The organism is Vibrio sp. S17_S38, assembly GCF_014694375.1.
Classification (GTDB): Bacteria; Pseudomonadota; Gammaproteobacteria; order Enterobacterales; family Vibrionaceae; genus Vibrio.
Map to the genome: position 1 here is coordinate 53239 of NZ_JAAUWW010000017.1, position 25484 is coordinate 78722.

The following is a 25484-nucleotide window of genomic DNA, read 5'->3' on the forward strand; positions in this document are numbered from 1 at the left end:
ACCTTTACTTAAACTCATGAGTTAGCCACAAGATGACTATCAACCACGAATCATATTAATTATGCAATCTTACCATGGCATTGTTTGTATTTTTTGCCTGAACCACATGGACAAGCTTCATTCCGACCAACCTTGCGTTCTTCACGAACGACTGGTTGAGAGGCTTCATCTTGTGCTTCACCATCATCTATGCCTTCTGCACTTGCATGCTGGTACTGTTGACGACGAGCAGCGTCTTCGGCTTGAATTCGACGTTGTTCTTCCATACGATCGACTTCTTCACGCTCTTGAACGCGAACACGACTTAAGGTTGAGATAACATCGAATTTCAAACTATCTAATAACTCACTAAACAACTCAAACGACTCACGTTTAAATTCTTGTTTAGGATCTTTTTGAGCATAACCACGTAAATGAATACCTTGACGCAAGTGATCCATAGCAGCAAGATGCTCTTTCCAAAGTGTATCAAGTGTTTGTAGCATAACTTGACGCTCAAAGTTACGCAGTACTTCTGCACCAACAACCTCTTCTTTATTTTTATAAATAACCGACGCTTCATCAACAATACGATCACGCAAAACTTCTTCATAAAGTTTATCGTCTTCATCTAACCAAGTTTGGATAGGGAATTCGAGATCAAAATCTGCTTGTAAGCGAGCTTCTAACCCTGCTACATCCCACATGTCATCCAATGATTGTGGTGGAATATATTGCTCAAATACAGATGTCAGTACATCAATACGGTTTTGACCCAACATCTCGCTAATGTCGCCAGCACTCATTAATTCATCGCGTAATTCATACACCACTTTTCGCTGGTCATTCGCAACATCGTCATAATCAAGTAATTGCTTACGAACATCAAAGTTACGGCCTTCTACTTTACGCTGTGCTTTTTCAATTGAGCGAGACAGCATACGACTTTCAATCGCTTCGCCTTCTTCCATACCACTTTGGATTAAACCTGCCATGCGGTCAGAGGTAAAAATACGAAGTAGTGAATCTTCCATTGAGAGATAAAAACGAGAAGAACCAGCATCCCCTTGACGACCAGAACGCCCACGAAGCTGGTTATCTATGCGTCGAGATTCATGGCGCTCAGTACCAATAATATGAAGGCCACCTGCCTCTAGCACCGCATCATGAACCAACTGCCATTTAGCTTTGATCTCTGAAATCTGAGATTCTGTTGCTCCAGAACCTTGTTTATCAGTGAGTTTTTCAACTTCTGCTTCCCAACTACCGCCTAGCTTAATATCAGTACCACGACCAGCCATATTGGTTGCGATAGTTACTGCTCCAGGAGTACCTGCTAATTCAACGATCTCAGCTTCCTTTTCATGGAACTTAGCATTCAGGACGCTGTGTTTAATTTTCGCATCTTTCAATGCATTCGATAGCAATTCTGATTTTTCAATCGAAACGGTACCAACTAAGATTGGCTGACCTTTTTCAACTCGTTCTCTTATGTCTTCGATAATAGCGGCAAATTTATCCGCTTCAGTGCGATAAACTACATCAGGCATATCATTACGGATCATTGGGCGGTTAGTTGGAATAACAACAGTATCCAAGCCATAAATAGATTGGAACTCAAATGCTTCTGTGTCGGCAGTACCAGTCATACCAGAAAGCTTATCGTATAAACGGAAGTAATTTTGGAAGGTAATAGAAGCTAAGGTTTGGTTCTCATTTTGAATTTTAACGCCTTCTTTCGCTTCAACCGCTTGATGTAAGCCTTCAGACCAACGACGACCAGGCATTGTTCGACCTGTATGCTCATCAACAATGATAACCTCATCGTCTTTCACAATATAATCGACATCTTTTTCAAACAACACATGAGCTCGTAATGCAGCTGTAATATGGTGAAGAAGGCTGATATTAGCAGGAGAATAAAGGGTATCACCTTCCTCCATCATGCCATTACGAATCAAAAGCTCTTCAACAAACTCTTGACCAGTTTCAGTCATGTGAACCTGTTTCGCTTTTTCATCAATAGTGTAGTGTTTATCTCCACGATACTCTTCAGTATCTTCTTCATCTTGACGTTCTAAATTAGGGATCAATAAATTGATTCTAGTATACAAATCAGAACTATCTTCTGCTGGTCCTGAAATAATAAGAGGAGTTCGAGCTTCATCAATTAAGATAGAGTCCACTTCATCGACAACGGCAAAGAAACGCTCACGTTGTACGCGATCTTCAGGGCGAAATGCCATGTTGTCACGTAAGTAATCAAAACCAAATTCGTTGTTAGTGCCATACAAAATATCGCATTTATACGCAACTTGCTTTTGTTGAGGGATCATGTTCGGAACATTGATCCCAACAGTCATGCCTAGATACTCAAATAATGCTCGATTAGTTTCAGCATCACGAGCAGCCAAGTAATCATTCACAGTTACAATGTGAACACCTTTACCGGCTAATGCATTGAGGTATGCTGATAATGTAGCGGTTAGCGTTTTACCTTCACCAGTACGCATCTCTGCAATTTTCCCACCATTAAGAACCATGCCACCAACAAGCTGTACATCAAAATGGCGCATGCCATAAATTCTTTTTGATGCTTCACGTACCGTTGCAAACGCTTCTGGTAATAGCTGATCAAGTGTTTCACCATTTTGATAGCGCTCACGAAACTCAACCGTTTTACTTTTCAGTTGATCATCAGTTAAGGCATTAAAGTCAGGTTCAAAACTATTTATTTTATTTACGATTTTATTTAGTTGTCGTAGAGTTCTGTCATTACGACTACCAATGACACTGGTCAGTAACTTAGTTAACATTATTTATGAATCTCTCTTTCTGATCCTTGGGATCTCTGCTTTCAGTTTCTCATCGCTTAATACTTCAAAACTAAGAATACTGATATAAATGTTGCCTATCTATTAGCATATGGTGCTGAAGCACTGTATTTTCAAGGATAAATTTTTAGTGGGTATATAGTATGGGATTCTTGAGCTATCTTCTATCTAGAAACGACTTTGTTTACAGGGTTTATCGCTTTTTTTGATCACACATCGTTTTTTTTTAATATCTGACTTAAATTAAACGCTAATAAGTTAAAATGAATCTTAATTGATAATAATTCCACTCATGACCTCCTAAATTTAAAAGAGTATTTATGCGCGATCATCGTCCTACGTTAACTAAAGATCTGTTGATAGATTACCGTATGGGGCAGCTAAGTCAGCACGTTAGTGACATACTGAAGATCAATAAGGCCCTGCAATCTATTTTAACGCCAGCATTTCGTCCACATTGCCGAGCGGCAAATATAAAAAACAGCCAGCTATTGATAGAAGTTGCCAGCGCATCATTACAAATGAAACTGAACTATGACCGTATTCATATTTTGTCTCAATTACGGGCAAATGGTTTCTCTAAATTAAGTGGCATTGAATTCAAAATAAACCCAGAGCTTTACCGCACTGATTCCATAAAAGAAAAACCAGCTACACCTTATCAATCATCAGGTTTAAGTGAAAACTCAGCTCAATCAATACTTATGATCGCAGGATTAGCACCGCCAAAACTAAAGCTTCGAATTGAAAGTTTAGCTAAATTAGCAAAAAATAGTACTCATCTTAAATAGATAACGTGATTAAAAAAGAAATCAACAGACGAAAAAAAACCAGACTAATATAAAGTCTGGTCTTTTAAAGTTCTAACTGGATTTATTAAGCTAGTACAGTATTCGTCATCTCACCAAAAGCCACTGGTGAACCGGCTGACTCTTCGAAGGTTGCCCATTCCCAAGCTTCTTGGTTCGCTAGCAATGCACGCAATAGTTGATTATTCAGTGCATGTCCTGTTTTATAAGCTCGAAGCTCACCAACAATACTATGCCCAGACATATATAAATCACCAATCGCATCTAAGACTTTATGAGTCACAAATTCATTACTGAAACGTAGACCATCTTCATTCAAGATACGGTATTCATCCAAAACGATAGCACAATCAAAACTACCGCCTAAGCATAAATTCTGAGATTGAAGATATTCAATATCACGCATAAAACCAAAAGTACGAGCGCGTGAAATATCTTTAATAAATGCTTGAGAAGAAAAATCAAACAACATGTGCTGTTCATCTGCTTCAATAGCTGGATGGTTGAACTCGATTTCAAAGTCCATGCGAAAACCATCATAAGGGACCAACTCAGCCCACTTATCACCATCTTCAACGCGCACAGGTTTTTTAATCCGGATAAAGCGCTTCGCTGCATTTAATGTTTCAATACCGGCTGATTGCAACAAGTATACAAATGGGCTAGCACTACCGTCCATAATAGGAATTTCAGGTGCATCGACTTCAATAATAATATTATCAATACCCATGCCTGATAATGCAGCATTTAAATGCTCTACTGTCGAAATACGGATGCCTTCATCATTAACTAAAGCAGTACATAACATAGTGTCTCGTACTGAATTTGCATCAGATGGAAAATCCACTGGCGGACTCAGATCAGTGCGACGGTAAATAATGCCAGTATTTGCAGGTGCAGGGCGTAGAGTTAACGTAACTTTACGCCCAGAGTGGAGACCCACACCAGTCGTTTTGATTTGCTCTTTTAAAGTACGTTGTCTAATCATCTAATTTGCCTTTCTATCACGCCACATAAAATTCCAGCCATCAATACCACTGGTCAGATATGCTATCATATTTTAGAAACACTTCAAGTTAATTGTGTAAATCTCAATCAGCTTGATTGCGTAAAAATGCTGGGATATCAAAATATCCACTGTCATTTTCATCTGGCTTTTTAGCCGTATTCGAATTATGGTTTGCTGAACTCGACGATGCTGCACTGGATGTTGAAGACGCAGAAGTTTTACGCAACATAGGTTGTGGCTCTTCTTCTGTGGCAGCCGCTACAGGTTGAGCTACTTGCGCAGGAGTTGCTACTGTAGGTTTTGTCACCCCACCTTTTACTAAGGTAATTTCTGGTGGTTGTGATTTACCAATACCTGTCGCAACAACCGTTACACGAATTTCATCTTTCATGTCAGGGTCAAGAGAAGTGCCAATAACAACTGTGGCATTATCAGAAGCAAAAGCTTTCACTGTGTTACCCACAATTTCAAACTCTTCTAAGCGCATATCATAGCCAGCAGTTATATTAACTAAAACGCCACGAGCACCCGCTAAATCGATATCTTCAAGTAATGGGCTAGATATTGCCATTTCAGAAGCTTCTTCCGCACGATCTTCGCCAGTAGCATGACCGCTACCCATCATCGCATGTCCCATTTCAGACATAACAGTACGAACATCGGCAAAGTCGACATTAATCATACCAGGGCGAGTAATTAGCTCAGCGATACCTTGCACAGCATTTTTAAGTACATCGTTCGCTTTAGCAAAAGCTTCTAACAAAGTGATTCCACGACCAAGTACTTTAAGCAATTTTTCGTTTGGAATCGTGATCAATGAATCGACATGCTTTGATAATTCTTCAATTCCTTGATCTGCGAAAGCCATACGTTTCTTGCCTTCAAAACTAAACGGCTTAGTGACAACTGCAACGGTTAGCACGCCAAGTTCTTTCGCCACTTCAGCAATAACAGGAGCAGCACCGGTACCAGTCCCTCCCCCCATACCAGCGGCAATAAAGACCATATCGGCACCGGACAATGCAGCTTTAATCGCTTCACGATCTTCTAATGCAGAATCACGTCCAACTTGTGGATTTGCTCCAGCTCCCAAACCTTTAGTGATATCACCACCGATTTGGATTACATTGCTTACGCTTACTTTTCGTAGTGCTTGAGCATCAGTATTAACAGTAATGAATTCCACACCTTCGATGGACTCACGTACCATATGCTCAACAGCGTTACCGCCACCACCACCAACTCCAACGACCTTAATTACAGCATCGTCAGACATTTCCATCATCGGTTCAAACATTGACATGTGTATTCTCCGTTTCTTCCTGTTCGCCTCAGGTTAAAACTCTTTTTGTATCCAATTACGCAGCTTTTGAATGAATTCAGCCAGGGAGTTACCAGCGCGTTGCTTAGGTACTGACTGTTGATATTCACTCTCGTTATAAAACTGACTGTCTTTGGCGTAATGTAGTAATCCAACCGCCGTTGAATGATGCGGCTCTTTAACGTAGTCAGTTAACCCTCTGACCTCTAGGGGTTTACCAATTCGAACTTGATTGCGGAATACGCGCTCAGCGCATTCTACTAAACCTTCAATCTGTGCAGCGCCACCAGTTAATACTACACCAGCGGCCAAATGATGTTTAATTCCATCTTCTCGTAATTTGGCTTGAGTCGAATCAACGATTTGATTCGCCATGCCCATTAATTCAGTATATCGGGGTTCTATCACTTCTGCCAAAGTTTGACGTTGTAAACTTCGAGAAGGACGGCCACCAACACTTGGAACATTAACGGTATCATCTTTGCTTACTAATTCACTTAATGCGCAACCAAATTTAATTTTTATTTCTTCAGCATCACTGACTGGCGTACCAAATGCAAATGCAATATCACTTGTAACCGCATTACCTGCATAAGAAAAGACTTTTGTGTGACGTAGCGCACCACCTGTCCAGATAGAAACTTCCATAGTTCCTGCGCCAATATCAATGACACAAACACCTAGCTCTCTTTCATCTTCAGTAATAACAGCATTACTTGATGCAAGGCCCGAATAAATCAGTTGCTCGACTTTTAAATTACAGCGTTCAACCGCTTTAATAATATTACGAGCCATATCATTATGGCATGAAATCAAGTGAACACTGGCTTCCATACGAACACCAGAGAGACCAAGCGGGTTTTTGATGCCTTCTTGATAATCAATAGTAAATTCTTGTGGTATCACATGTAGTATACGTTGCTCTTCACCAATTTTAATTGATTTAGCGGTATGTATTACACGATCAATATCATCTTGAACTACTTCTTCATCAGAAATGGCACCCATACCTTTTTCAATACGGCTTGCTATATGCTTACCAGATAAAGAAAGATACACGCTAGTAATCTGGCATTCTGCCATTAATTCTGCTTGATCAATAGCTCTTTGAATTGATTTTACTACGGATTCAAGATCGTTAACACCGCCTTTATCCATACCACTAGAAAGGCATTCACCTGATCCAATAATATTAATTTGCCCATCAGGAAGAACTTCTCCCACTAATGCAACAATATTTGCAGTGCCGATATCAAGACCAACGACAATATTACCTTCTGAGGCCTTCATTATTTATTACTCTCTTGTGATGAACCATCATCTGAAATCCAACCGACAGCAGCACCAGTATCATACCGAAGATCGATGTAGCTGACTTGTTCCGCCTTATCACCTAAACGGCGATATAGTTGGATGAAACGATTCAGGCGATTTTCTCGGGCATCTTTACCCAATTCTAAACGAATACCATTATCTAAAATTATTTGCCATGCACGGCGCTCATTTAAAACAACCGAAGTGATTGTACGCCCTAATGGCTTCAGTAAGCGATTACTGGTTTCCCATACTGATAATACATTTTCACTGGAGCCAGCCGGCCCATATAAATTAACAATATTGCCATCAATGTCAGAAGGATTACCATTAAAGACTTTACCGTCAGCATTCAACAGAGCATTACTATTCCATATAGCGTCTGCTTTATATTCAACAATATAAACTTTAATTAAATCTGGCCACTGCTTTCGAACAGATACTTGCTTAACCCAAGGTAGCGTTTTAAGTGCTGCTTGCAAACTATTTACATCTTGCGTCATGAAGGTTCCCATGTTGGGCACTTTCGATAAAGCTTCTTGTACTTCATTTGGGTTTACATGAGTCAATTTGCCTTCAATCATCACTCGTGACAGTGGCAATCGTTGCGAGTCAGTCATCCAACTCACCGTAAAATAAACAACTGCAATAATAGAAATCACAACTAACAAGAGAAACACACCACCAAAGAAGTAATCTTTAGTGGGATTCGATTTTAATGACGGATTATTAAAATTCTCAGCAGTAACATTCATAATTAGCAGTGAAACTCATATTGTTAATGCAAAACCCTATCAAATTAATGATAATTAATATGAATGAATTAATGAACATCCATCATCATGACGAAATATTAGACAGCGATTATACTGTGCTAAGCGCACACTTCCAATGAAAATGCTTGGTATTTTACGCACTTTTTGCTTTCATTTGAGCGATATTCAGTTTTAAATCCGCTAATTTCTTTGCAACCTTACCAACATCTCCAGCACCTTGAGTGAGCACAAGGTCATTATCTTCAATTAAGTTGGCTAAAACCGAAGGTAATTTTCCCATATCAGGAACAAAAATAGGATCAATTTTACCTCGACTACGAATCGTTCGGCACAATGAACGACCATCTGCACCTGCTATCTTTTTTTCACCCGCTGAGTAAACATCTAGCATTATTAATACATCAACTTTCTCTAATACATTAGCAAAGTCATCATATAAATCACGAGTACGGCTATAGCGATGTGGTTGAAAAATCATGACCAAGCGCTTATCTTTCCAACCTGCTCTAGCTGCTTGAATAGTGACATCGACTTCGCTTGGATGATGTCCATAATCGTCCACCAACATTGCATTCCCATTTCCAGTATCAAATTCACCTAAATGGTCAAACCGGCGCCCTGTTCCTTCAGTACTAACTAGTGCACGGACAATCGCTTCATCACTAATATCATCTTCTGTGGCAACCGCTATCGCTGCTGATGCATTCAAAGCATTATGCTTACCAGGAATATTCAACGTAATTTCCAAGTCTTTACGATCTTGACGCACCACGGTAAACATACCTTGCTGACCTTTTTGATGATAGTTGGTTAATCGAACATCTGCATCTTCAGAGAAACCATAAGTAATCACTTGACGGCTAATACGAGGAATTAACTCACGCACAACCGGATCATCAATACATACGATCGCTTGCCCATAGAACGGTAAATTATGTAGAAAATCGATAAAAGTTTGTTTCAATGTTTCAAAATCACCACCATAAGTATCCATATGATCAGCTTCAATATTAGTCACAATACTGACCATAGGCTGCAGGTGCAAAAATGAAGCATCACTTTCGTCAGCTTCTGCAATCAAAAAACGGCTAGAGCCTAAACGAGCATTGGTCCCAGCACTTTTTACTAGACCACCATTAACAAAAGTAGGATCAAGACCCGCTTCAAAGTATATTTGAGTCACTAAGGCTGTCGTTGTGGTTTTCCCATGCGTGCCAGCAACAGCAATACCATGACGAAAACGCATTAACTCAGCTAACATCTCAGCTCTACGAACCACTGGGATCCGCATTTTTTTTGCTGCGACTAACTCGGGATTATCTGGCGAAATAGCAGTTGAAACCACCACTACACTCGCATGCTCAATATTAGAAGCCTGATGTCCAAGATAAACCTTTGCACCTTTTTCAGTTAGGCGCTCAGTCACTGCATTTTCACCAAGATCCGATCCCGAAATTTCATAGCCTTCATTCAGCAATACTTCCGCGATACCACTCATTCCCGCACCACCAATGCCGACAAAATGAATGCATTTCACTCGACGCATTTCAGGCACGATAGCGCGTAATTCTGATAAATTTGTACTTTTCTTAGTGAGCATTATTTGTTCTCAATCTTTACTTACCGCAATAATTGCAGCGGCAACACGGGTATCGGCGTCAAGAATCGCAGCTTGGCGAGCTTTTTGAGCCATGGATAATAACTGATTCCGATCCAGTTTTTTCAATTGTTCAGCTAAGCCTTGTTCCGTCAGCTCAGGTTGTTCGATCATTAATGCCGCGCCACATTTCACTAAGTGATCAGCATTTAGTGCTTGCTGGCGATCTTTATGCATAAATGGAATAAAAATAGCGCCAACACCTGCGGCTGAAACCTCAGAAACCGTTAGTGCGCCAGAACGGCACACCAATACATCAGCCCATGCATAAGCCTGCGCTACATCATCAATGAACTCTGTAACTTGATAGTTTTTTACTTGATGAGTTTGATAAAGCGATTCCACTATATCCTTCTGATCTTTACCTGCTTGGTGACAAATTGTGTAATTTTCACCTAATATCGACATCACTGGAGGCAAAGTCGTATTTAAAATACTCGCGCCTTGACTCCCTCCTATCACTAAAATACGAATGGGATCTTGACGATCAGCAAAACGCTCCGCAGGTTCTGGAAGTACCACCACATCTTGACGAACAGGATTCCCAACCACTTCTGCATTTGGGAAAGCGCCCGGGAAAGCCTGCATCACACGTTTTGCAATTTTAGATAACCATTGATTAGTTAGTCCAGCAACCGCATTTTGTTCATGTAATACAACCGGGATACCTGATAACCATGCCGCGACGCCACCAGGCCCACTCACGTAGCCACCCATTCCGAGCACCACATCCGGCTGCCAAGCTTTAATATGCTTACGCGCTTGCATAATGGCGTTAACTATTTGAAAAGGCGCCTTGATGAGCTTAACGAGACCTTGTCCACGTAAACCTTTCACCTTAATAAAATCAATCTCAATACCGTGCTTGGGTACTAAGTCAGCTTCCATTCTATCTGGCGTGCCGAGCCAACGAATTTCCCAACCTTGGCCCTGTAATTGTTTAGCTACAGCGAGTCCAGGAAAAACATGTCCCCCCGTTCCCCCAGCCATGACTAATAAACGTTTATTTTTCATTTTTACTCAATTCATTCTCATCATCATTTGATTGATGCTTAGAGGTTAATGTTGGTTTATTGGCAAGCTTCAAAGCAGCAACACGGCATTCATAATCAATACGTAGTAATAAAGCAACGGCAACAGTCATGATAATAAGGCTAGAGCCACCATAACTAATCAGCGGTAAAGTTAACCCTTTAGTCGGTACAATACCGGCAGCCGCGCCTACATTAATGAGAGTTTGGAATGCAAACCAGATACTAATACTGACGGCTAAAAAGCCACCAAAAATTTCGCCTGATTCCAATGCTTTTCGACCAATACTTAATGCTTTGTACACCAAAGCAAAAATCATCAATAAGATACAAACAACACCAATAAAACCTAATTCTTCAGCAACAACGGCAAACACAAAGTCAGTATGAGCTTCAGGTAAATACTCAAGTTTCTGAATCGAATTACCAAGACCTTGACCAAACCAATCACCTCGACCAAAAGCCATCAATGATTGAGTTAGCTGATAACCATTACCAAATGGATCTTCAAATGGTCGCCAGAATGATGTCATCCGACGCATACGATAAGGTTCACTAATAATCAAAATTGTTACGACGCCAACGCCAATTACCAGTAAAGAAAGGAACTGGACTAATTTAGCGCCTGCAATAAAAAGCATCGCAAATAAAGTAACTAACATTACAACTACGGTACCTAAGTCAGGTTGTAATAAAAGTAATACCGCTAAGCAGGTAAAAACAATAATGGGCTTGATGAAGCCACCAAAAAAGGAGTCTCTCACTTCGTCATTTTTACGCACCAAATAGCCTGACATAAAAATAAACAAGGATAATTTTGCTATTTCCGCGGGCTGTAAATTGAATAAGCCGAGAGGGATCCAGCGAGAAGCACCGTTAACTGAGTGTCCCACGACCAATACCACCAGCAATAAAAACATTGCAACCAACAGTAGATGAACACTGTGCTTCATCCAACGTTCAAGTGGAATTTGGATCACTACAATAGCGGCGCTCAATGCCAAAAAGAGGAAAATAGCGTGGCGGACCATAAAATGAAATGGACTGCCAGTTAAGCGCGTACTGATAGGAAATGACGCAGATGTCACCATAACTAGACCAGTTAGCATTAAACCAAATGCTAACCAGACAATTTGTCGATCATAGAGAACGGGTGGCGAAGGTTGACGCACCCAGCCTTTCACACCGTCTCCTAAATTTTTCACTTTCGTTTTAACCACTTTTGACCTTTAGATAATGGTTGTGCGTTAAACGCATGAATGTCGATAAATATGTAATCGATATAATTGTCAGATCAAGATATCTGTTTAGTATATTGCAAAGCTAATTGAGTAAAGGCATCACCACGCGCCATAAAGTTCTTATATTGGTCAAAACTGGCACAAGCGGGCGATAACATCACCACATCGCCAGCTTCTAATGTTGAAAATATTCCAGCTAAAACTTGCTCAACAGTGTCCCAACGTTTCGCTGATGGATGCAATGTCATAAATTGATCGCCATCTTGCCCAAAGCAATGCAACTTAACATTAAGCTGAGTCAATATAGGTTCAAGCTCTGAAAAATCAGCCCCTTTGCCAACACCTCCCACTAATAAATGTAAACATCCATCCAACTTCAATCCGGATAAGGCTGCAAGCGTACTCGCAACATTGGTGGCTTTAGAGTCATTGACCCATTTAATGCCACCATTATCAGCAACCAATTGGCATCGATGTGTTAGCCCTGCGTAAGACTTTAACGCCAAATAAGTGTTTTCTAATGGCACGCCTGCACAATCAAGTAACGCCAACGCAACTAAACAATTACTGACATTATGCCGCCCAACTAAACTGAGCTCATCAACCGCGACTAAAGCTTCACCATTTCTAGCAAGATACTCTTTACTATTTTGGTAAATGATCCCAAACTCTGCTTCATCAAAACCAAAAGAAACGGTTTCAATCTCAGGATTAATACCATTGTTGGGATACGTCGCTTTATCCTCACGATTGACGACGGCTGTTTGGGCGTGCATAAAAATTCTTTGTTTCGCTTGACCATAATCAAGCATGCCCTGATAGCGATCCATATGATCTTCGGAGAGATTCAAATAGGCAGCCGCGACTAAGTTCAAGCTGGATGTTGTTTCTAATTGGAAACTGGATAATTCAAGAACGTACAAATCACACTCTTGTTGCAATAAATCTAATGCAGGCACACCAATATTACCGCCAACACCGACCTTAATACCGGCCGACTTAGCGAGTACACCAGTTAAATCCGTTACCGTACTTTTACCATTTGATCCCGTGATAGCCAGCACTGGCGCTTTTACTGCCCAAGCAAATAGTTCGATATCCCCTATTACAGGAATATTTTTAGCCAAAGCGGCTTGAATCTGTGGGGTCGCAAGTGCAATACCAGGGTTGGTCACGATCAAATCTGCTGCGAGCAACCAGTCTAATTGCCAGCTGCCAATATGCGTTTCAATTGTTCCATCAAGATCGTCTAAACCTGGCGGATTAGGTCGAGTATCAATCACTTTAACCGTTAAATTGTAAGGCAAGGCTTGCAAGTGTTTCACCACCGATAAACCAGTAATGCCAAGGCCAACCACGACAACCTGTTGTATGCCTTTCCAAGGTGACTCTTGAGTATTCGGCATCATGCTTTGTTTTATCAAAATATTGGTCTTATCAAAATAACGGCCTTACAAAAATAAAGTTAACGGATTTTTAAGGTTGCTAAGCCAATCAAAACTAAAATCATAGAAATGATCCAAAAACGTACGATAACACGCGGTTCAGGCCAGCCTTTTAATTCATAGTGGTGATGAATCGGTGCCATACGGAAAATACGTTGCCCACGTAATTTATATGAACCTACTTGTAAAATAACCGATAATGTTTCCATCACGAACACACCGCCCATGATCACCAATACAAACTCTTGACGAACTAATACGGCAATTGTCCCTAAGGCTCCACCTAAAGCTAATGAGCCAACATCGCCCATAAATACTTGAGCAGGATAAGTATTGAACCATAAGAAGCCTAAACCAGCACCAACGATGGCGGTACACACAACGACTAATTCACTGGCATGAGGGATATACGGAATATGAAGATATTCAGAAAAATTCACGTTCCCCGTTGCCCATGCAATCACAGCAAAACCGGCTGCAACAAATACCGTTGGCATAATGGCAAGCCCATCAAGACCATCTGTTAAGTTAACCGCGTTACTGGTTCCAACGATCACAAAATAGGTTAATACGATATACATCAAGCCAAGTTGTGGCATCACATCTTTAAAGAAAGGGACAACCAATAAGGTTGCCGATGTATCTTTACCAATGGCATATAAAGCAAAAGCCACAACCAGCGCAATCACTGACTGCCAAAAATATTTCCAACGAGCAATCAACCCATCGGTATTTTTTCGTACCACTTTACGGTAGTCATCAACAAAACCGACAATACCGTAACCAATCAGCACAGCCAGTACAGCCCAAACATAAGGGTTAGATAAATCAGCCCACAGTAAAACAGTAATAGAAATTGAGGCTAATATCATCACTCCGCCCATCGTCGGAGTACCACGTTTACTAAAATGAGATTCAGGACCATCGTTACGTACGACTTGCCCAATTTGTAAAAGTTGTAAACGTTTAATCAGTTTTGGACCCATCCAAAGTGATAATATTAGAGCGGTAATAATGCTTAAAATCGCTCGAAATGAAAGGTATTCAAACAGGCGAAAAAAAGAATAATATGGCTGCAATAACTCTGATAGCCAAATGATCATGCGTATATCTCCTTTAAAGCAGCAACAACAAGACTCATATGAGAGCTATGGGCTCCCTTTATCAGTAAGGTGTGTTTAAGTTCTGCTGGTGTCTCTATTAGTTGAGTTTCATTTAATGAGTTTGTTACTTGTGCTTCAATATCGCTAGCAAGATTCTGCTTAATAAAACAGATCATCGCCTCATGATCATCAAAATGCTGGCCATGACAATGTTTATTATGGCAAAGCTGACTAATGATTTGAGTATCCTCACCAAAAGTAAGCACATAGTCAAAATTAAATTGAGTGGCATGCTCACCGACTTGGCGATGTAAAGCTATACTTTCATCCCCCAATTCAGCCATAAAACCAAGAATAAGCCAACGTTTACCGCGGTAATTAGCAAGTAAATCGACAGCCGCGTTCATGGCTGGCACACTCGCATTATAGCTATCATCAATCAATCGGATATTATCCGTTAAATCTATCGCTTCTACACGGCCAGCCACATTGGTCGCGGTCTCTAATCCATTCACAACTTCATCTAATGTTGCACCAACTTGCATTGCCATTGCAGCAGCGGCTAATCCATTTGCTACATTATGTTGACCGATCATAGGCAATAATACATCAGCGCTTCCTTGAGGAGACATTAAGGTGAAACAAGCTTGCCCTGATGGTTGCATTTGAATATCTTGCGCAAAAAAATCAGCTTTAGCATTACACTCAGAAAAGGTCACCACTTTTTTATCGCTGAGAATATCGTGCCAGTGCCCCAAACCATTACTGTCCAAATTAACAATCGCAGCTCCACCTTCAGGCAAACCTTGGAAGATTTCACCTTTCGCTTTAGCGACCCCATCAAGAGAACCAAATCCTTCAAGGTGAGCGGCAGCTACATTATTGACCAATGCAACACTCGGTTTTGTCAATTGCGTAGTATAGGCAATCTCACCTAAATGATTTGCACCTAACTCAATGACCGCGTAATCGTCATTTTTTTGACTGCGTAATAATGTTAATGGCACACCAATTTCATTATTAAAATTACCGTTAGTAGCCAGTACTTGACCTTTTTGTTTTAAAATCGCAGCCAACATTTCCTTCACGGTCGTTTTTCCGCAACTACCGGTTAACGCCAATGTTTTCGCTTGTGATTGCTGATGCACCCAAGCGCCTAATTGCCCTAACGCGATCTGTGTATCTTCTACTAACACTTGATAAATAGGTAAATCTAACGGTTTCGAGACTAATAGTCCGGCCGCTTTGTTATCGATGGCTTGCTGACAAAAATCATGCGCATCAAAACGCTCACCAATTAAAGCGACAAATAAAGCTCCAGCTTCGACCTGGCGAGTATCCGTGGTTACCGATGTTATTTTAATATCATCCAGATTGGCTTGGGCATATTGATCTGCTTGGAGATATTGATTAGCGTCACCGACACCAAGAACCGTGCCTGATGTAATAGAAGCCAATTGTTGTAAGGAAAAAGGGATCATAATGTCAGTCCTAATAACTCGCAGGCGGTTTCTCTATCAGAATAATGAACCGTTTGGTTGCCAATAATTTGATAAGTCTCATGACCTTTCCCCGCCAATAAAATAATATCGTTTTCGTCAGCATGATTGAGAGCATATTGGCAAGCGTCAAATCGAGAATGGATCACATGAATTTGATTCGGTTTTACTGCGCCTTTCAGCATATCGCTTACAATCACAGTCGGATCTTCACCACGAGGATTATCATCGGTAATAATAGATTCATCCGCCAGGCGTTCAGATATTTCAGTCATCATTGGTCGTTTACCGGTATCGCGATCGCCACCACAACCAAAAATAGACCACAACTTACCTGTGCAATGGACTCTAAGTGCCATTAACGCTTTTTCTAATGCATCGGGTGTATGGGCATAATCAACCACTATTTTAGCCTTACTGGGTTTAAGTGAATCGGATAGAGATTGAAATAATTCCATTCGACCAACGACTGGCACTAATTTAGGCGATACCGCAACTAATTGCTCAAGTTCAAAACCAAGGCTTAATAATGTCGCCAATGCAACCATTACATTATTGGCATTAAATGCGCCAATTAAAGCGGTATCTAACTGCGCCTTCCCCCAATAACCATCAAGCTCAATATGGATGCCACTCTCTGAGTAATCAACATGCTTTGCCCATAATGCACGATGCTGTCCATAAAAAGGACTCAATGATACGGCAACCGCATTAGGCAATTTATCCAACCATTGCAGTCCCGTCGTATCATCTGCGTTGATAATTTGATGTTGGCAATCGTGACTTTCAAATAGCTGAAATTTGGCGCGTGCATACTCTTCCATGTTGCCATGGTAATCCAAATGATCACGACTCAGATTGGTAAACACGCCTGCGGAAAATGTTAATGCTTTAACACGACCCTGAACCAAGCCATGAGAAGACACCTCTAATGCAGTGAAGTCAGCACCTTGCTTGTGTAATTGAGACAACATTTGCTGAATTTCAACCGCATTACCCGTGGTATTAATAGCTGGCTGTAAATCATTTAAAAAACCATTACCAGTCGTGCCCATTACCGCCGCTTTTTTGCCAACAAGATCAATCCATTGAGCAATAAGCTGAGAAATCGTGGTTTTACCGTTCGTGCCTGTAATACCAATTAACTGCATTGGCGCATAATCATAAAGTCTCGCCGCAAGTGCTGATAAAAATTGGCTTATATTATCGAGATAAATAACGGGGATTAACTCTCGATGAACAATCGTCCCATGAGGGTATTGTTCATCGGCATCCGCCATAACAGCTGCGCAACCAAGTTCAATCGCTTTGTCGATAAAAATACGACCATCGACAGCGTGGCCTTTTATCGCCACAAACACGTCACTAGGGGTCACTTTTCGGCTATCAAGCTGAAGCTGAGTCACCATCACATCTTGCTCAGCGGTTAATTCAAATGCCAGCCACGGTGATAATAACGAGGTTAAAGTCTGCGACATACCTATTCCCCTTTCTCTGACTGAGGCGTAGCATCTGGTGCAACATTCAAAATTTGCAGTGCCCCTTTCATTACTTCAGAAAAAACAGGACCAGCAACCGTACCACCATAGAATTGATCACCTTGTGGCTCATTAATCACAACGACTAGAGCTAAACGAGGGTTACTAATTGGCGCAATACCCGCCGTTAATGAAACATATTGATCACTATAACCACCTGCTTTTGCTTTACGAGACGTCCCCGTTTTAGCGCCAACACGATAACCCGGAACTCTAGCTTCAACGGCAGTACCACCTTTATGTGTGACTTGTTCTAACATGTTCACGACACGACGAGCAGCATCCGCATCAGCAGCCCGAAATGATTTACCAGAATGATTATTTTTTAGTAGATGTAGAGGCATATTTACCCCCATATTTCCAAGAGTGGCGTAAGCATGTGCAAGTTGAAGTGGCGTAACCGAGATGCCATATCCAAAAGCCAATGTTGCTTCTTCAAATGGAGACCAACGACGACGGTCAGGAAAAATCCCCGTCACTTCCCCCGGTAATTGAATACCTGAAATATTACCAAAACCCACACCGCTATACATCCCTAAAATATCACGCACGTCCATACGCAGCGCAATAGTCGCAATCCCAACGTTACTTGATTTTTTCAAGATGGTGGTCAATGACGCCTTACCTGCTTTTTCAGAATCACGTACTCGGCTGCCACCCACTCGCATGATACCGTTTCCAGTATCAATGATAGTCGTTGGGTCAATAATGCCTTTGTCTAGGCCCGCCAACATAACAAATGGCTTCATGGTCGAGCCCGGTTCAATTGAATCGGTAATTGCTCGATTACGCATTCGAAAGCTTTGAAGCTGATCGCGATTATTGGGATTGTAAGAAGGGGCATTAACCATGGCTAAAATATCACCGCTCTTTACATCGACCAAAACAGCGGAGCCAGACGTGGCGCGGAAATCGGCAACGGCTTGTTTAATAGCACGATAAGCAATCGCCTGGATACGCTGATCGATAGTCAATTGCAAAGGTTTACCCGGCCTTTGACTCTTTAATGAAATATTCTCAACAACTCGACCAAAGCGATCTTTTCGTATCGTTCTTTTACCCGCCTCTCCGGTCAGCCAATCTTCGTAACTACTTTCAAGACCTTCAAGCCCATGGCCATCAATACCTGTCACACCAATAACATGCGCGCTGACTTCGCCTGATGGATAAAAACGACGAGATTCATCTTTTAAACCAATACCAGGGAGCTTCAATTCACGTACATATTTCGACATGGCAGGGTTAACTTGACGCTGAAGATAGATAAAGCGTTTGTTTTTATTTTTCTCAAGTTTGCGCACTAATCCTTTTTGATCAAGCCCTAATACATTTGCTAATGCGTACCAACGTTGAATTTCACTTAAACCATTTTCTTTAAAAATAGTATATGGATCAGCCCATACCGCTTGAACCGGTACACTTACGGCTAATTGCTCGCCATTACGATCAGAAATAATACCACGCGCAGTTGGAATAGCTTTGACTCGAACAGAGCGCATATTGGCTTGTTCAATTAACTTATCAGGCTCAATAACCTGAATATAAGCGGTTCTTCCGATTAAAGTCAGTAAAGCAAGTACAACAAAACCAAGTACTAAGTTATAGCGCCAAGCAATAAGCAACGGTGCCTTTTTTTTAGCCTTAGATTTAACCGGTTTTCGTACATTTTTTTTAGGGATAGGCTTTTTCATTTCAGGTTCACAATCACTTCTTTATCTGAATCAGGTCGTTTCATATCAAGATCTTTAATTGCGATCCTTTGAACACGAGTATGCTCGGCGAGGGCGTTTTCTTCTAAAATGAGATTCCGCCATTCACTGTCTAGCTTTTCTCTATTTTCTAAAAGGCCGTCTCTGAGAGTGATTTGAGTACGAGTTTGGTAAGTCGTTAATACCACCCCAATTGACGTGGCAAAAATTAATACTAATAGGAGCAATGGAAACTTACCAATAGAGGTTAAGTCACGCCAGATTGCTCGAATTAAACTAGGTGGAATTTGATTTGTCATAACGCTTCTGGTTGTTCAGTCGCTAATTTTTCAGCGATACGTAAAACAGAACTGCGAGAACGAGTATTCACTTCGACTTCAGATTGTGATGGTTTGATGGCTTTACTCACTGTTTTCATATTCGCTGAACCTAGCTTCTTGATTTGCTCTTCCGTTAACGGTAGTCCATGAGGAACTTGTGGACCTTGACTTTCACGGCGCATAAATCGCTTCACCATACGATCTTCTAATGAATGAAAACTGATAACTGATAAACGACCTTCAGGGGCAAGAATAGACATCGCTCCTTTTAGAGCAAAATCAATTTCTTCTAATTCACTATTAATATAAATGCGAATTGCTTGAAAACTACGTGTTGCAGGGTGTTTTTTTTCTTTAAAGTTCTTTGGTGCGACATCTGAAATAAGCTTCGCCAATTGACCGGTACGAGTTAAAGGTTCTTTTTCTGGGTTTTCTCGGCATTCTTCTTGGTAAGCAACAATTCCTTTCGCAATGCGGCGAGCATGTTTTTCTTCACCAAATTCGCGAAGTACCCAAGTTATATCATCAAGCTCAGCTTCCGCTAACCATTGCGCCGCAGATTGTCCAGTCGTTGGATCCATTCGCATATCCAACGGACCATCTTTCATAAAGCTAAAACCACGGTCAGCATCGTCAAGTTGTGGTGAAGAAACGCCCAAATCAAATAAAACGCCATCCACTTTGCCGACTAATTCATATTGTTCAGCGTAGCTTTCAATGCCTGAAAATGGGCCATGAATGATAGTAAAACGAGGATCATCAATTTTAGCTGCTTCTGCAATTGCTTGAGGATCTCTATCAATACTATACAGACGACCGTTTTCACCTAAGCGAGATAAAATAGTGCGACTATGACCGCCACGACCAAATGTACCATCGATATAAATGCCATTTGGTTTTATATTTAACCCATCAATGGATTCATTTAAAAGTACTGAAACATGTTGAAAGGTATCGGTCATAACAAAAATTAACTCAATTGATGATTAGTTGACTAGGATATTCATGTCCCGCACTCAACGCAAGAAAAGAGCGGTATATATACTGTGATTTCGGCTAATTTTATGCTGAACTCAACGAAGTTCGTTAACCCAAAGTAAAAAATGCTTTATTTCGATAAATTTGAGGGAGTATTGCAAGAAATAGAGATTGGAATAAGTAGATAAAGAAAAACCCACCGCAGAAAACTGCGATGGGTCTCAATTGGTGGAGTTGACATCATAAGCCGGGTTCTGTTCCGCTTCTCTTCCTAAAAAGAAAAAGCGGTGATAGCCATTCGTCTAGGCCAGCAATCGCTCACTGGCTCGAGCAACCTACCCGCCCCCATACGCGAGCAACGCAATGTGAGGGCCTATTTGGTCTTGCTTCGGGTGGAGTTTACCTTGCTACGAACTGTTGCCAGACGCACGGTGCGCTCTTACCGCACCCTTTCACCCTTACCTGTGCTTATCTTTTCCCCGAAAGGATCGGAATTAAGCCATCGGCGGTTTTCTCTCTGCTGCACTTGTCGTAAGCTCACGCTCCCCAGGCGTTACCTGGCACCCTGCTCTATGAAGCCCGGACTTTCCTCCCCTCCGACAGTCTCCCTTGATATTGCTACCAAAAAGGACATCAACGAAGCAGCGACTATCCAGTCAACTCCGCGGCGGATTATACGCAAACCGACTTAGAAGACAAGTCTTCTCGAGCTTATCGAGTGATAATTCTTACCCACATCGGTTCATCACCAACAGAGTGTCGATGAGCTATTGTCAACTTTCCGGACTCATTATCCACTTGATAACTCGCCACATGATTTGAATGCTGGCCGGCGCACACCAACCATATATTATCCGGAGATAACGCAAATCCACGAGGTGCTAACTCAGCATCAATCAGTTCAATTAGCGTTAAGTCGCCAGAAAATGGATCAATAGAAAATAAAGCCAGCGTGCTCGATGTCCTTTCACTGACATAAAGGAAACGCGCATCTTTAGTAATATGAATATCTGCCGCCCAAAAAGGCCCAGAAAAATCGGATGGCATATAACTGAGTGTTTGGGTTAATTGCCAGCGATACTCCTCATCTTGAACAAAATGCAATACATCACCATCTAGCTCATTAATCGCGTAGATATTTTTACCGGAAGCATCCTGAGCCATATGCCTTGGCCCTGAGCCCATTTTGGCCACTAGTTCAGACTGATCTCCCTTGATCAAATAACCATCATGGTTAAAACGATAAAGATTGATTTTATCATCGCCTAAACAAGCACAAAAAATGGTTTGCTGATCTAACGTTGAATTTGATGTAGTGGGACATTGATCTGCAACCGACATCACTGAATGCGCTTTCGTTAAATGCTCGAGCACTTGATGCGGTGATTGCGCGATACCATGAGAATTAATACGGCTGACAGCTAGCGCATTTTGCGCATACGAGCTCAATAATAAATATTGCCCAGTAATATCAATACATGATGACGAGGCACTCACTGGCATAGAAGAGCGTCCGATTGCTGTAAGCCTACCATCGCTTTTTATCTCGTAGCTCAGTAAAGCGAATTCAGGTCGAACGGTGGCGTATAGATAACGCTGATCGTGACTGATCGTGACTGGCTGAACCTCGCCCGGAGTTTCCACAACTTGCAGAACTTCAAATGCACCATCAATTCCCATGCGTAAAACATGCAACTGGCAACTATTCGGGCAAGACACATACACCACATTCACAACCACAGACTCCTTTGATTTATAAAACGCACGCTTTATAAAAAATGCATTTACTCTAAATGTTCAAGACCCCATTTATACAAGGCATTCTTTTTAAGGTTATGAATTTCAGCCACTAAGGCCGCTGCTTTTTTAAGTGGCAGCTCTTTAACTAAAATAGATAAAGTTCTTAAAGCATCATCAGGAAGTGCATCTTCTTTTTTATCTTCACGATAACCATGAATAAGTAGCACCATTTCACCGCGTTTACGATTTGAGTCTTGTTCAATCCATTCGATCAGTTCGCCTAATGGTGCGCCATGAATGGTTTCAAAGGTTTTAGTTAACTCGCGCGCGAGTACCACTTCACGATCCGGTCCTAAAATTTCTAACATATCAGCTAAAGAATCGGTAATTCGGTGAGGCGACTCATAAAAAATACAGGTTCGTTCTACTTTAATAATCTCAAGCAGTTTATCTTTACGACCTTTGCTTTTGGCAGGGAAAAAACCCTCAAAACTAAAACGGTCAGAAGGTAAACCTGATGCACTTAACGCTGTGATCACCGCACATGCGCCAGGTAAAGGCACAACTTTAACCCCAGCTTGACGACATTTAGTGACTAAATGATATCCTGGATCGCTAATTAATGGCGTACCGGCATCAGAGACTAATGCAATGGATTCGCCAGCAAGCACCTTTTCAACTAAAACTTGCGCTTTTTGCTGTTCATTATGATCATGTAAAGCATAAGTTTTAGTTGTGATGCCAAAATGAGATAACAATCGGCCAGTATGCCTTGTATCTTCAGCGGCAATCAGGTCAACTTGGTGCAATACCTCTAATGATCGCTGAGTAATGTCACCAAGATTACCAATTGGAGTAGGTACAATGTATAAGGCAGGAAGCTCTAAAAGAGCAGTTTTGTTATCTATCATTTGTTTACCATCACTTGAGCGATTAATATAGAGACTATCTTCACATGATTATCTTACTGACTAAGAATAAGAACGCATGAAAATTATGAATCACAAGAGCCTCAGTGTACCACGCTTATTGACTTCAATTGTATTGATGTTCGTTCTAGCGGCGTGTTCTTCTCACCCAAATGATGGAAAAGTGGATATTACTTCCGCACCAAGTGAAAGTTCAAAAACTTACTTAACTGAAGCTGGAGCTAAAAATGTAGCCAATCAAACTGATTTGCTCATCATGGCTTTAAAAGCCAGCGTAGTTGAAAAAAACTATGACCAAGGCAAACAGCTAGTTACTCGTTTAGGTAAATTACCCCTAAATGATATGCAGCAAGCCGAATGGCAAATCGCCCGTGCGCAAATTTTAGCGAATACAGACAGCCAAGAAGCGGCATTGAAAAACTTAAATTTCAAACCACAATGGCAACTTGCCACTAGCCAATGGGTTCGTTATCACCAATTACGGGCACAATGGTTTGAATCAATGGGTGACTTCTTTAATGCCGACCGTGAATTAATTGCATTAAAAAATGCTCAACCGATTGCGGATCAAATCCCAGCAGAAGTCTCACTGATTAATCAACGAATTTGGTTGAATTTGAATCAGTATTCAAATGAAGACATTGTAAAATTAAAACTGCAAAATAATGAAGTTGAGCTTCAAGGTTGGTTATTTGTTGCCATTGCAATGAAAACACAAATGAATTCGCCAACAAAACTACAAGAAAAACTACAACAGTGGTTTGATGAAAATCCAACCCAAGCCATCGTGTTAGACACGCCTGCAGATGTACAAGCGATTTTAGATCTCAGTATTGTTATCCCTAAAAACGTTGCGTTATTACTTCCGTTAGGTGGCAAATATGAGAAGCCTGCGAAACTAATCCGTGATGGTTTCATTCATGCGATGACCAACGATCAAAAACGCGATCCTGAATTTAAGATGACGGTATACGATACATCAATAAAGGATATGGCTGACATTTATCAACAAATGCAAACCGATCATATTGATTTTATCGTTGGCCCATTAATCAAAGACAACGTAGATAAACTGCAAGATATCAATAATGACAAGCTTCCAATGCTTGCACTTAATTTCCCGGAGAAAGTTGAGGAAGGTCTACAAGTTTGCTATCTCACTTTATCACCAGAACAAGAAGCGGCTCAGGCAGCCAAGCATCTTTTTGAAAATGGCTTTAAATATCCATTGGTATTAGCACCAAAAGGAACATTAGGTGAGCGTATTACCGATGCCTTTAATAGCGCTTGGGCAAAATACAGTAATACACCAACCGCATCTCAATCCTTTGGTGATCGTGCTGAATTACAAGCCAATGTAAATAAAGCTTTTGGGTTAACCGATAGCCAAGTCCGTATTAATCAGATCAAGCAAATAGCTTATATGGACCTTGAAACCGAAGCTCGTAGTCGCCGTGATATTGACTCGGTTTACATTGCCGCTTCACGCTCTCAATTAACGTTGATCAAGCCCTTTATCGAAGTTGCGATCAATCCAGATGCAAAACCACCTAAGCTATTTTCAAATTCATTAAGTAACAATGGAAAAGCTCGTCAATATCAAGATGTTTCTGGCATCGTTTATAGTGACATTCCAATGTTGGTCAATCCAAATGTTAGTTCTGCCAAAGAATATGAACAGTTGTGGCCAAACAGCAGTAACACCGAAAAACGTCTTCATGCTTTAGGAATGGATTCTTATAATTTAATCCATGCCCTTCCAACCATGAAAGTCGTTCCGGGCTATCGCTTAGAAGGCGAGACAGGAAAATTAAGCATTGATAATAACGGTGTGCTACAACGTGAGTTAAGCTGGGCTGAACATGAAGCTTTTCAGTCAAACGAAAACAACCAATAACACACGAGAAGTTGGATCACATTACGAAACCTTGGCTAGGGAGTACTTAACCCGCCAAGGTTATCTTTTTGTTGCCGCCAATTTTAATACTCGGCTCGGCGAGATTGACCTAATAATGAAAGATGGTCACACTTTCGTCTTCGTTGAAGTGAAATATCGTAAGCATAACCATTATGGCAACGCCGCTGAAATGGTCACTTACGCAAAGAGCCAAAAGCTAATAAAAACCGCTATGATCTGGTTACAGCAACAAAGATTATCAGCAGAAACGACTCAATTTCGTTTTGATGTCATCGCTATGCATCAGCAAGGCCAAGACATTAACTGGATAAAAAACGCCATTACCCAAGGATAA

At 41.1% G+C, this 25484-nt stretch carries 20 protein-coding genes and 1 other RNA gene; 3 read left to right on the forward strand and 18 right to left on the reverse strand.

The window, feature by feature from the left end; all coding sequences use genetic code 11:
• Window positions 1-59: 59 nt before the first annotated feature.
• Window positions 60-2795 carry a preprotein translocase subunit SecA gene (gene secA / locus HC725_RS13185; protein ID WP_190332288.1) on the reverse strand — a complete coding sequence of 912 codons (2736 nt, stop codon included), beginning with the start codon at window positions 2793-2795 and terminating at the stop codon, window positions 60-62.
• Between the two features lie 338 nt (window positions 2796-3133).
• Here secA and HC725_RS13190 point away from each other — a divergent pair, with 338 nt between their 5' ends.
• Window positions 3134-3604, forward strand: coding sequence for a DUF721 domain-containing protein (locus HC725_RS13190; protein ID WP_190332289.1), 471 nt, complete (start codon window positions 3134-3136; stop codon window positions 3602-3604).
• 85 nt (window positions 3605-3689) lie between these two features.
• Here the strand turns inward: HC725_RS13190 and lpxC are convergent, their stop codons facing one another.
• The 17 genes from lpxC to rsmI all read right to left on the reverse strand — a co-directional run bounded on the left by lpxC (window position 3690) and on the right by rsmI (window position 23214).
• Entirely contained in the window at window positions 3690-4610 is a 921-nt protein-coding gene (lpxC, locus tag HC725_RS13195; RefSeq protein WP_190332290.1) for a UDP-3-O-acyl-N-acetylglucosamine deacetylase, read from the reverse strand.
• 103 nt (window positions 4611-4713) lie between these two features.
• Complete coding sequence (gene ftsZ, locus HC725_RS13200; protein ID WP_190332313.1) at window positions 4714-5928, reverse strand: cell division protein FtsZ; 1215 nt, start codon at window positions 5926-5928, stop codon at window positions 4714-4716.
• A 39-nt stretch (window positions 5929-5967) separates the two neighbouring features.
• On the reverse strand, window positions 5968-7242 hold the full coding sequence (ftsA, locus tag HC725_RS13205) for a cell division protein FtsA (RefSeq protein ID WP_194687958.1): 1275 nt from the start codon (window positions 7240-7242) through the stop codon (window positions 5968-5970).
• Window positions 7242-8021, reverse strand: coding sequence for a cell division protein FtsQ/DivIB (locus HC725_RS13210; RefSeq protein WP_190332291.1), 780 nt, complete (start codon window positions 8019-8021; stop codon window positions 7242-7244). Before HC725_RS13210 ends, ftsA begins: the two co-directional genes overlap by 1 nt.
• A 154-nt stretch (window positions 8022-8175) precedes the next feature.
• On the reverse strand, window positions 8176-9642 hold the full coding sequence (gene murC, locus HC725_RS13215; protein WP_190332292.1) for a UDP-N-acetylmuramate--L-alanine ligase: 1467 nt from the start codon (window positions 9640-9642) through the stop codon (window positions 8176-8178).
• Window positions 9643-9651: 9 nt separating this feature from the next.
• Window positions 9652-10713, reverse strand: coding sequence for an undecaprenyldiphospho-muramoylpentapeptide beta-N-acetylglucosaminyltransferase (gene murG, locus HC725_RS13220; RefSeq protein WP_190332293.1), 1062 nt, complete (start codon window positions 10711-10713; stop codon window positions 9652-9654).
• Window positions 10703-11935 (reverse strand): cell division protein FtsW, encoded by a 1233-nt coding sequence (gene ftsW, locus HC725_RS13225; RefSeq protein ID WP_190332294.1) that lies wholly within the window; start codon window positions 11933-11935, stop codon window positions 10703-10705. The genes murG and ftsW overlap by 11 nt, the downstream gene beginning before the upstream one ends.
• A gap of 89 nt (window positions 11936-12024) precedes the next feature.
• Window positions 12025-13377 carry a UDP-N-acetylmuramoyl-L-alanine--D-glutamate ligase gene (gene murD, locus HC725_RS13230; RefSeq protein WP_190332315.1) on the reverse strand — a complete coding sequence of 451 codons (1353 nt, stop codon included), beginning with the start codon at window positions 13375-13377 and terminating at the stop codon, window positions 12025-12027.
• Between the two features lie 59 nt (window positions 13378-13436).
• Complete coding sequence (gene mraY, locus HC725_RS13235; protein WP_190332295.1) at window positions 13437-14519, reverse strand: phospho-N-acetylmuramoyl-pentapeptide-transferase; 1083 nt, start codon at window positions 14517-14519, stop codon at window positions 13437-13439.
• Complete coding sequence (gene murF / locus HC725_RS13240; protein ID WP_190332296.1) at window positions 14516-16000, reverse strand: UDP-N-acetylmuramoyl-tripeptide--D-alanyl-D-alanine ligase; 1485 nt, start codon at window positions 15998-16000, stop codon at window positions 14516-14518. Before murF ends, mraY begins: the two co-directional genes overlap by 4 nt.
• Window positions 15997-17502 carry a UDP-N-acetylmuramoyl-L-alanyl-D-glutamate--2,6-diaminopimelate ligase gene (gene murE, locus HC725_RS13245; protein ID WP_190332316.1) on the reverse strand — a complete coding sequence of 502 codons (1506 nt, stop codon included), beginning with the start codon at window positions 17500-17502 and terminating at the stop codon, window positions 15997-15999. Before murE ends, murF begins: the two co-directional genes overlap by 4 nt.
• Window positions 17499-19247, reverse strand: coding sequence for a penicillin-binding transpeptidase domain-containing protein (locus HC725_RS13250; protein ID WP_190332297.1), 1749 nt, complete (start codon window positions 19245-19247; stop codon window positions 17499-17501). The genes murE and HC725_RS13250 overlap by 4 nt, the downstream gene beginning before the upstream one ends.
• Window positions 19244-19564 carry a cell division protein FtsL gene (gene ftsL / locus HC725_RS13255; protein WP_190332298.1) on the reverse strand — a complete coding sequence of 107 codons (321 nt, stop codon included), beginning with the start codon at window positions 19562-19564 and terminating at the stop codon, window positions 19244-19246. The genes HC725_RS13250 and ftsL overlap by 4 nt, the downstream gene beginning before the upstream one ends.
• On the reverse strand, window positions 19561-20547 hold the full coding sequence (gene rsmH / locus HC725_RS13260) for a 16S rRNA (cytosine(1402)-N(4))-methyltransferase RsmH (RefSeq protein ID WP_190332299.1): 987 nt from the start codon (window positions 20545-20547) through the stop codon (window positions 19561-19563). The genes ftsL and rsmH overlap by 4 nt, the downstream gene beginning before the upstream one ends.
• Window positions 20548-20789: 242 nt before the next feature.
• An RNA gene (rnpB, locus tag HC725_RS13265) (RNase P RNA component class A) lies at window positions 20790-21227 on the reverse strand.
• A 47-nt stretch (window positions 21228-21274) separates the two neighbouring features.
• Entirely contained in the window at window positions 21275-22297 is a 1023-nt protein-coding gene (locus HC725_RS13270; protein WP_190332300.1) for a beta-propeller fold lactonase family protein, read from the reverse strand.
• Between the two features lie 50 nt (window positions 22298-22347).
• Complete coding sequence (rsmI, locus tag HC725_RS13275; protein ID WP_190332301.1) at window positions 22348-23214, reverse strand: 16S rRNA (cytidine(1402)-2'-O)-methyltransferase; 867 nt, start codon at window positions 23212-23214, stop codon at window positions 22348-22350.
• 76 nt (window positions 23215-23290) lie between these two features.
• Between rsmI and HC725_RS13280 the strand changes: the two genes are divergently transcribed.
• Window positions 23291-25129 carry a penicillin-binding protein activator gene (locus HC725_RS13280; RefSeq protein WP_190332302.1) on the forward strand — a complete coding sequence of 613 codons (1839 nt, stop codon included), beginning with the start codon at window positions 23291-23293 and terminating at the stop codon, window positions 25127-25129.
• Window positions 25095-25484, forward strand: a complete 390-nt coding sequence (locus tag HC725_RS13285; RefSeq protein ID WP_190332303.1) for a YraN family protein — start codon at window positions 25095-25097, stop codon at window positions 25482-25484. The genes HC725_RS13280 and HC725_RS13285 overlap by 35 nt, the downstream gene beginning before the upstream one ends.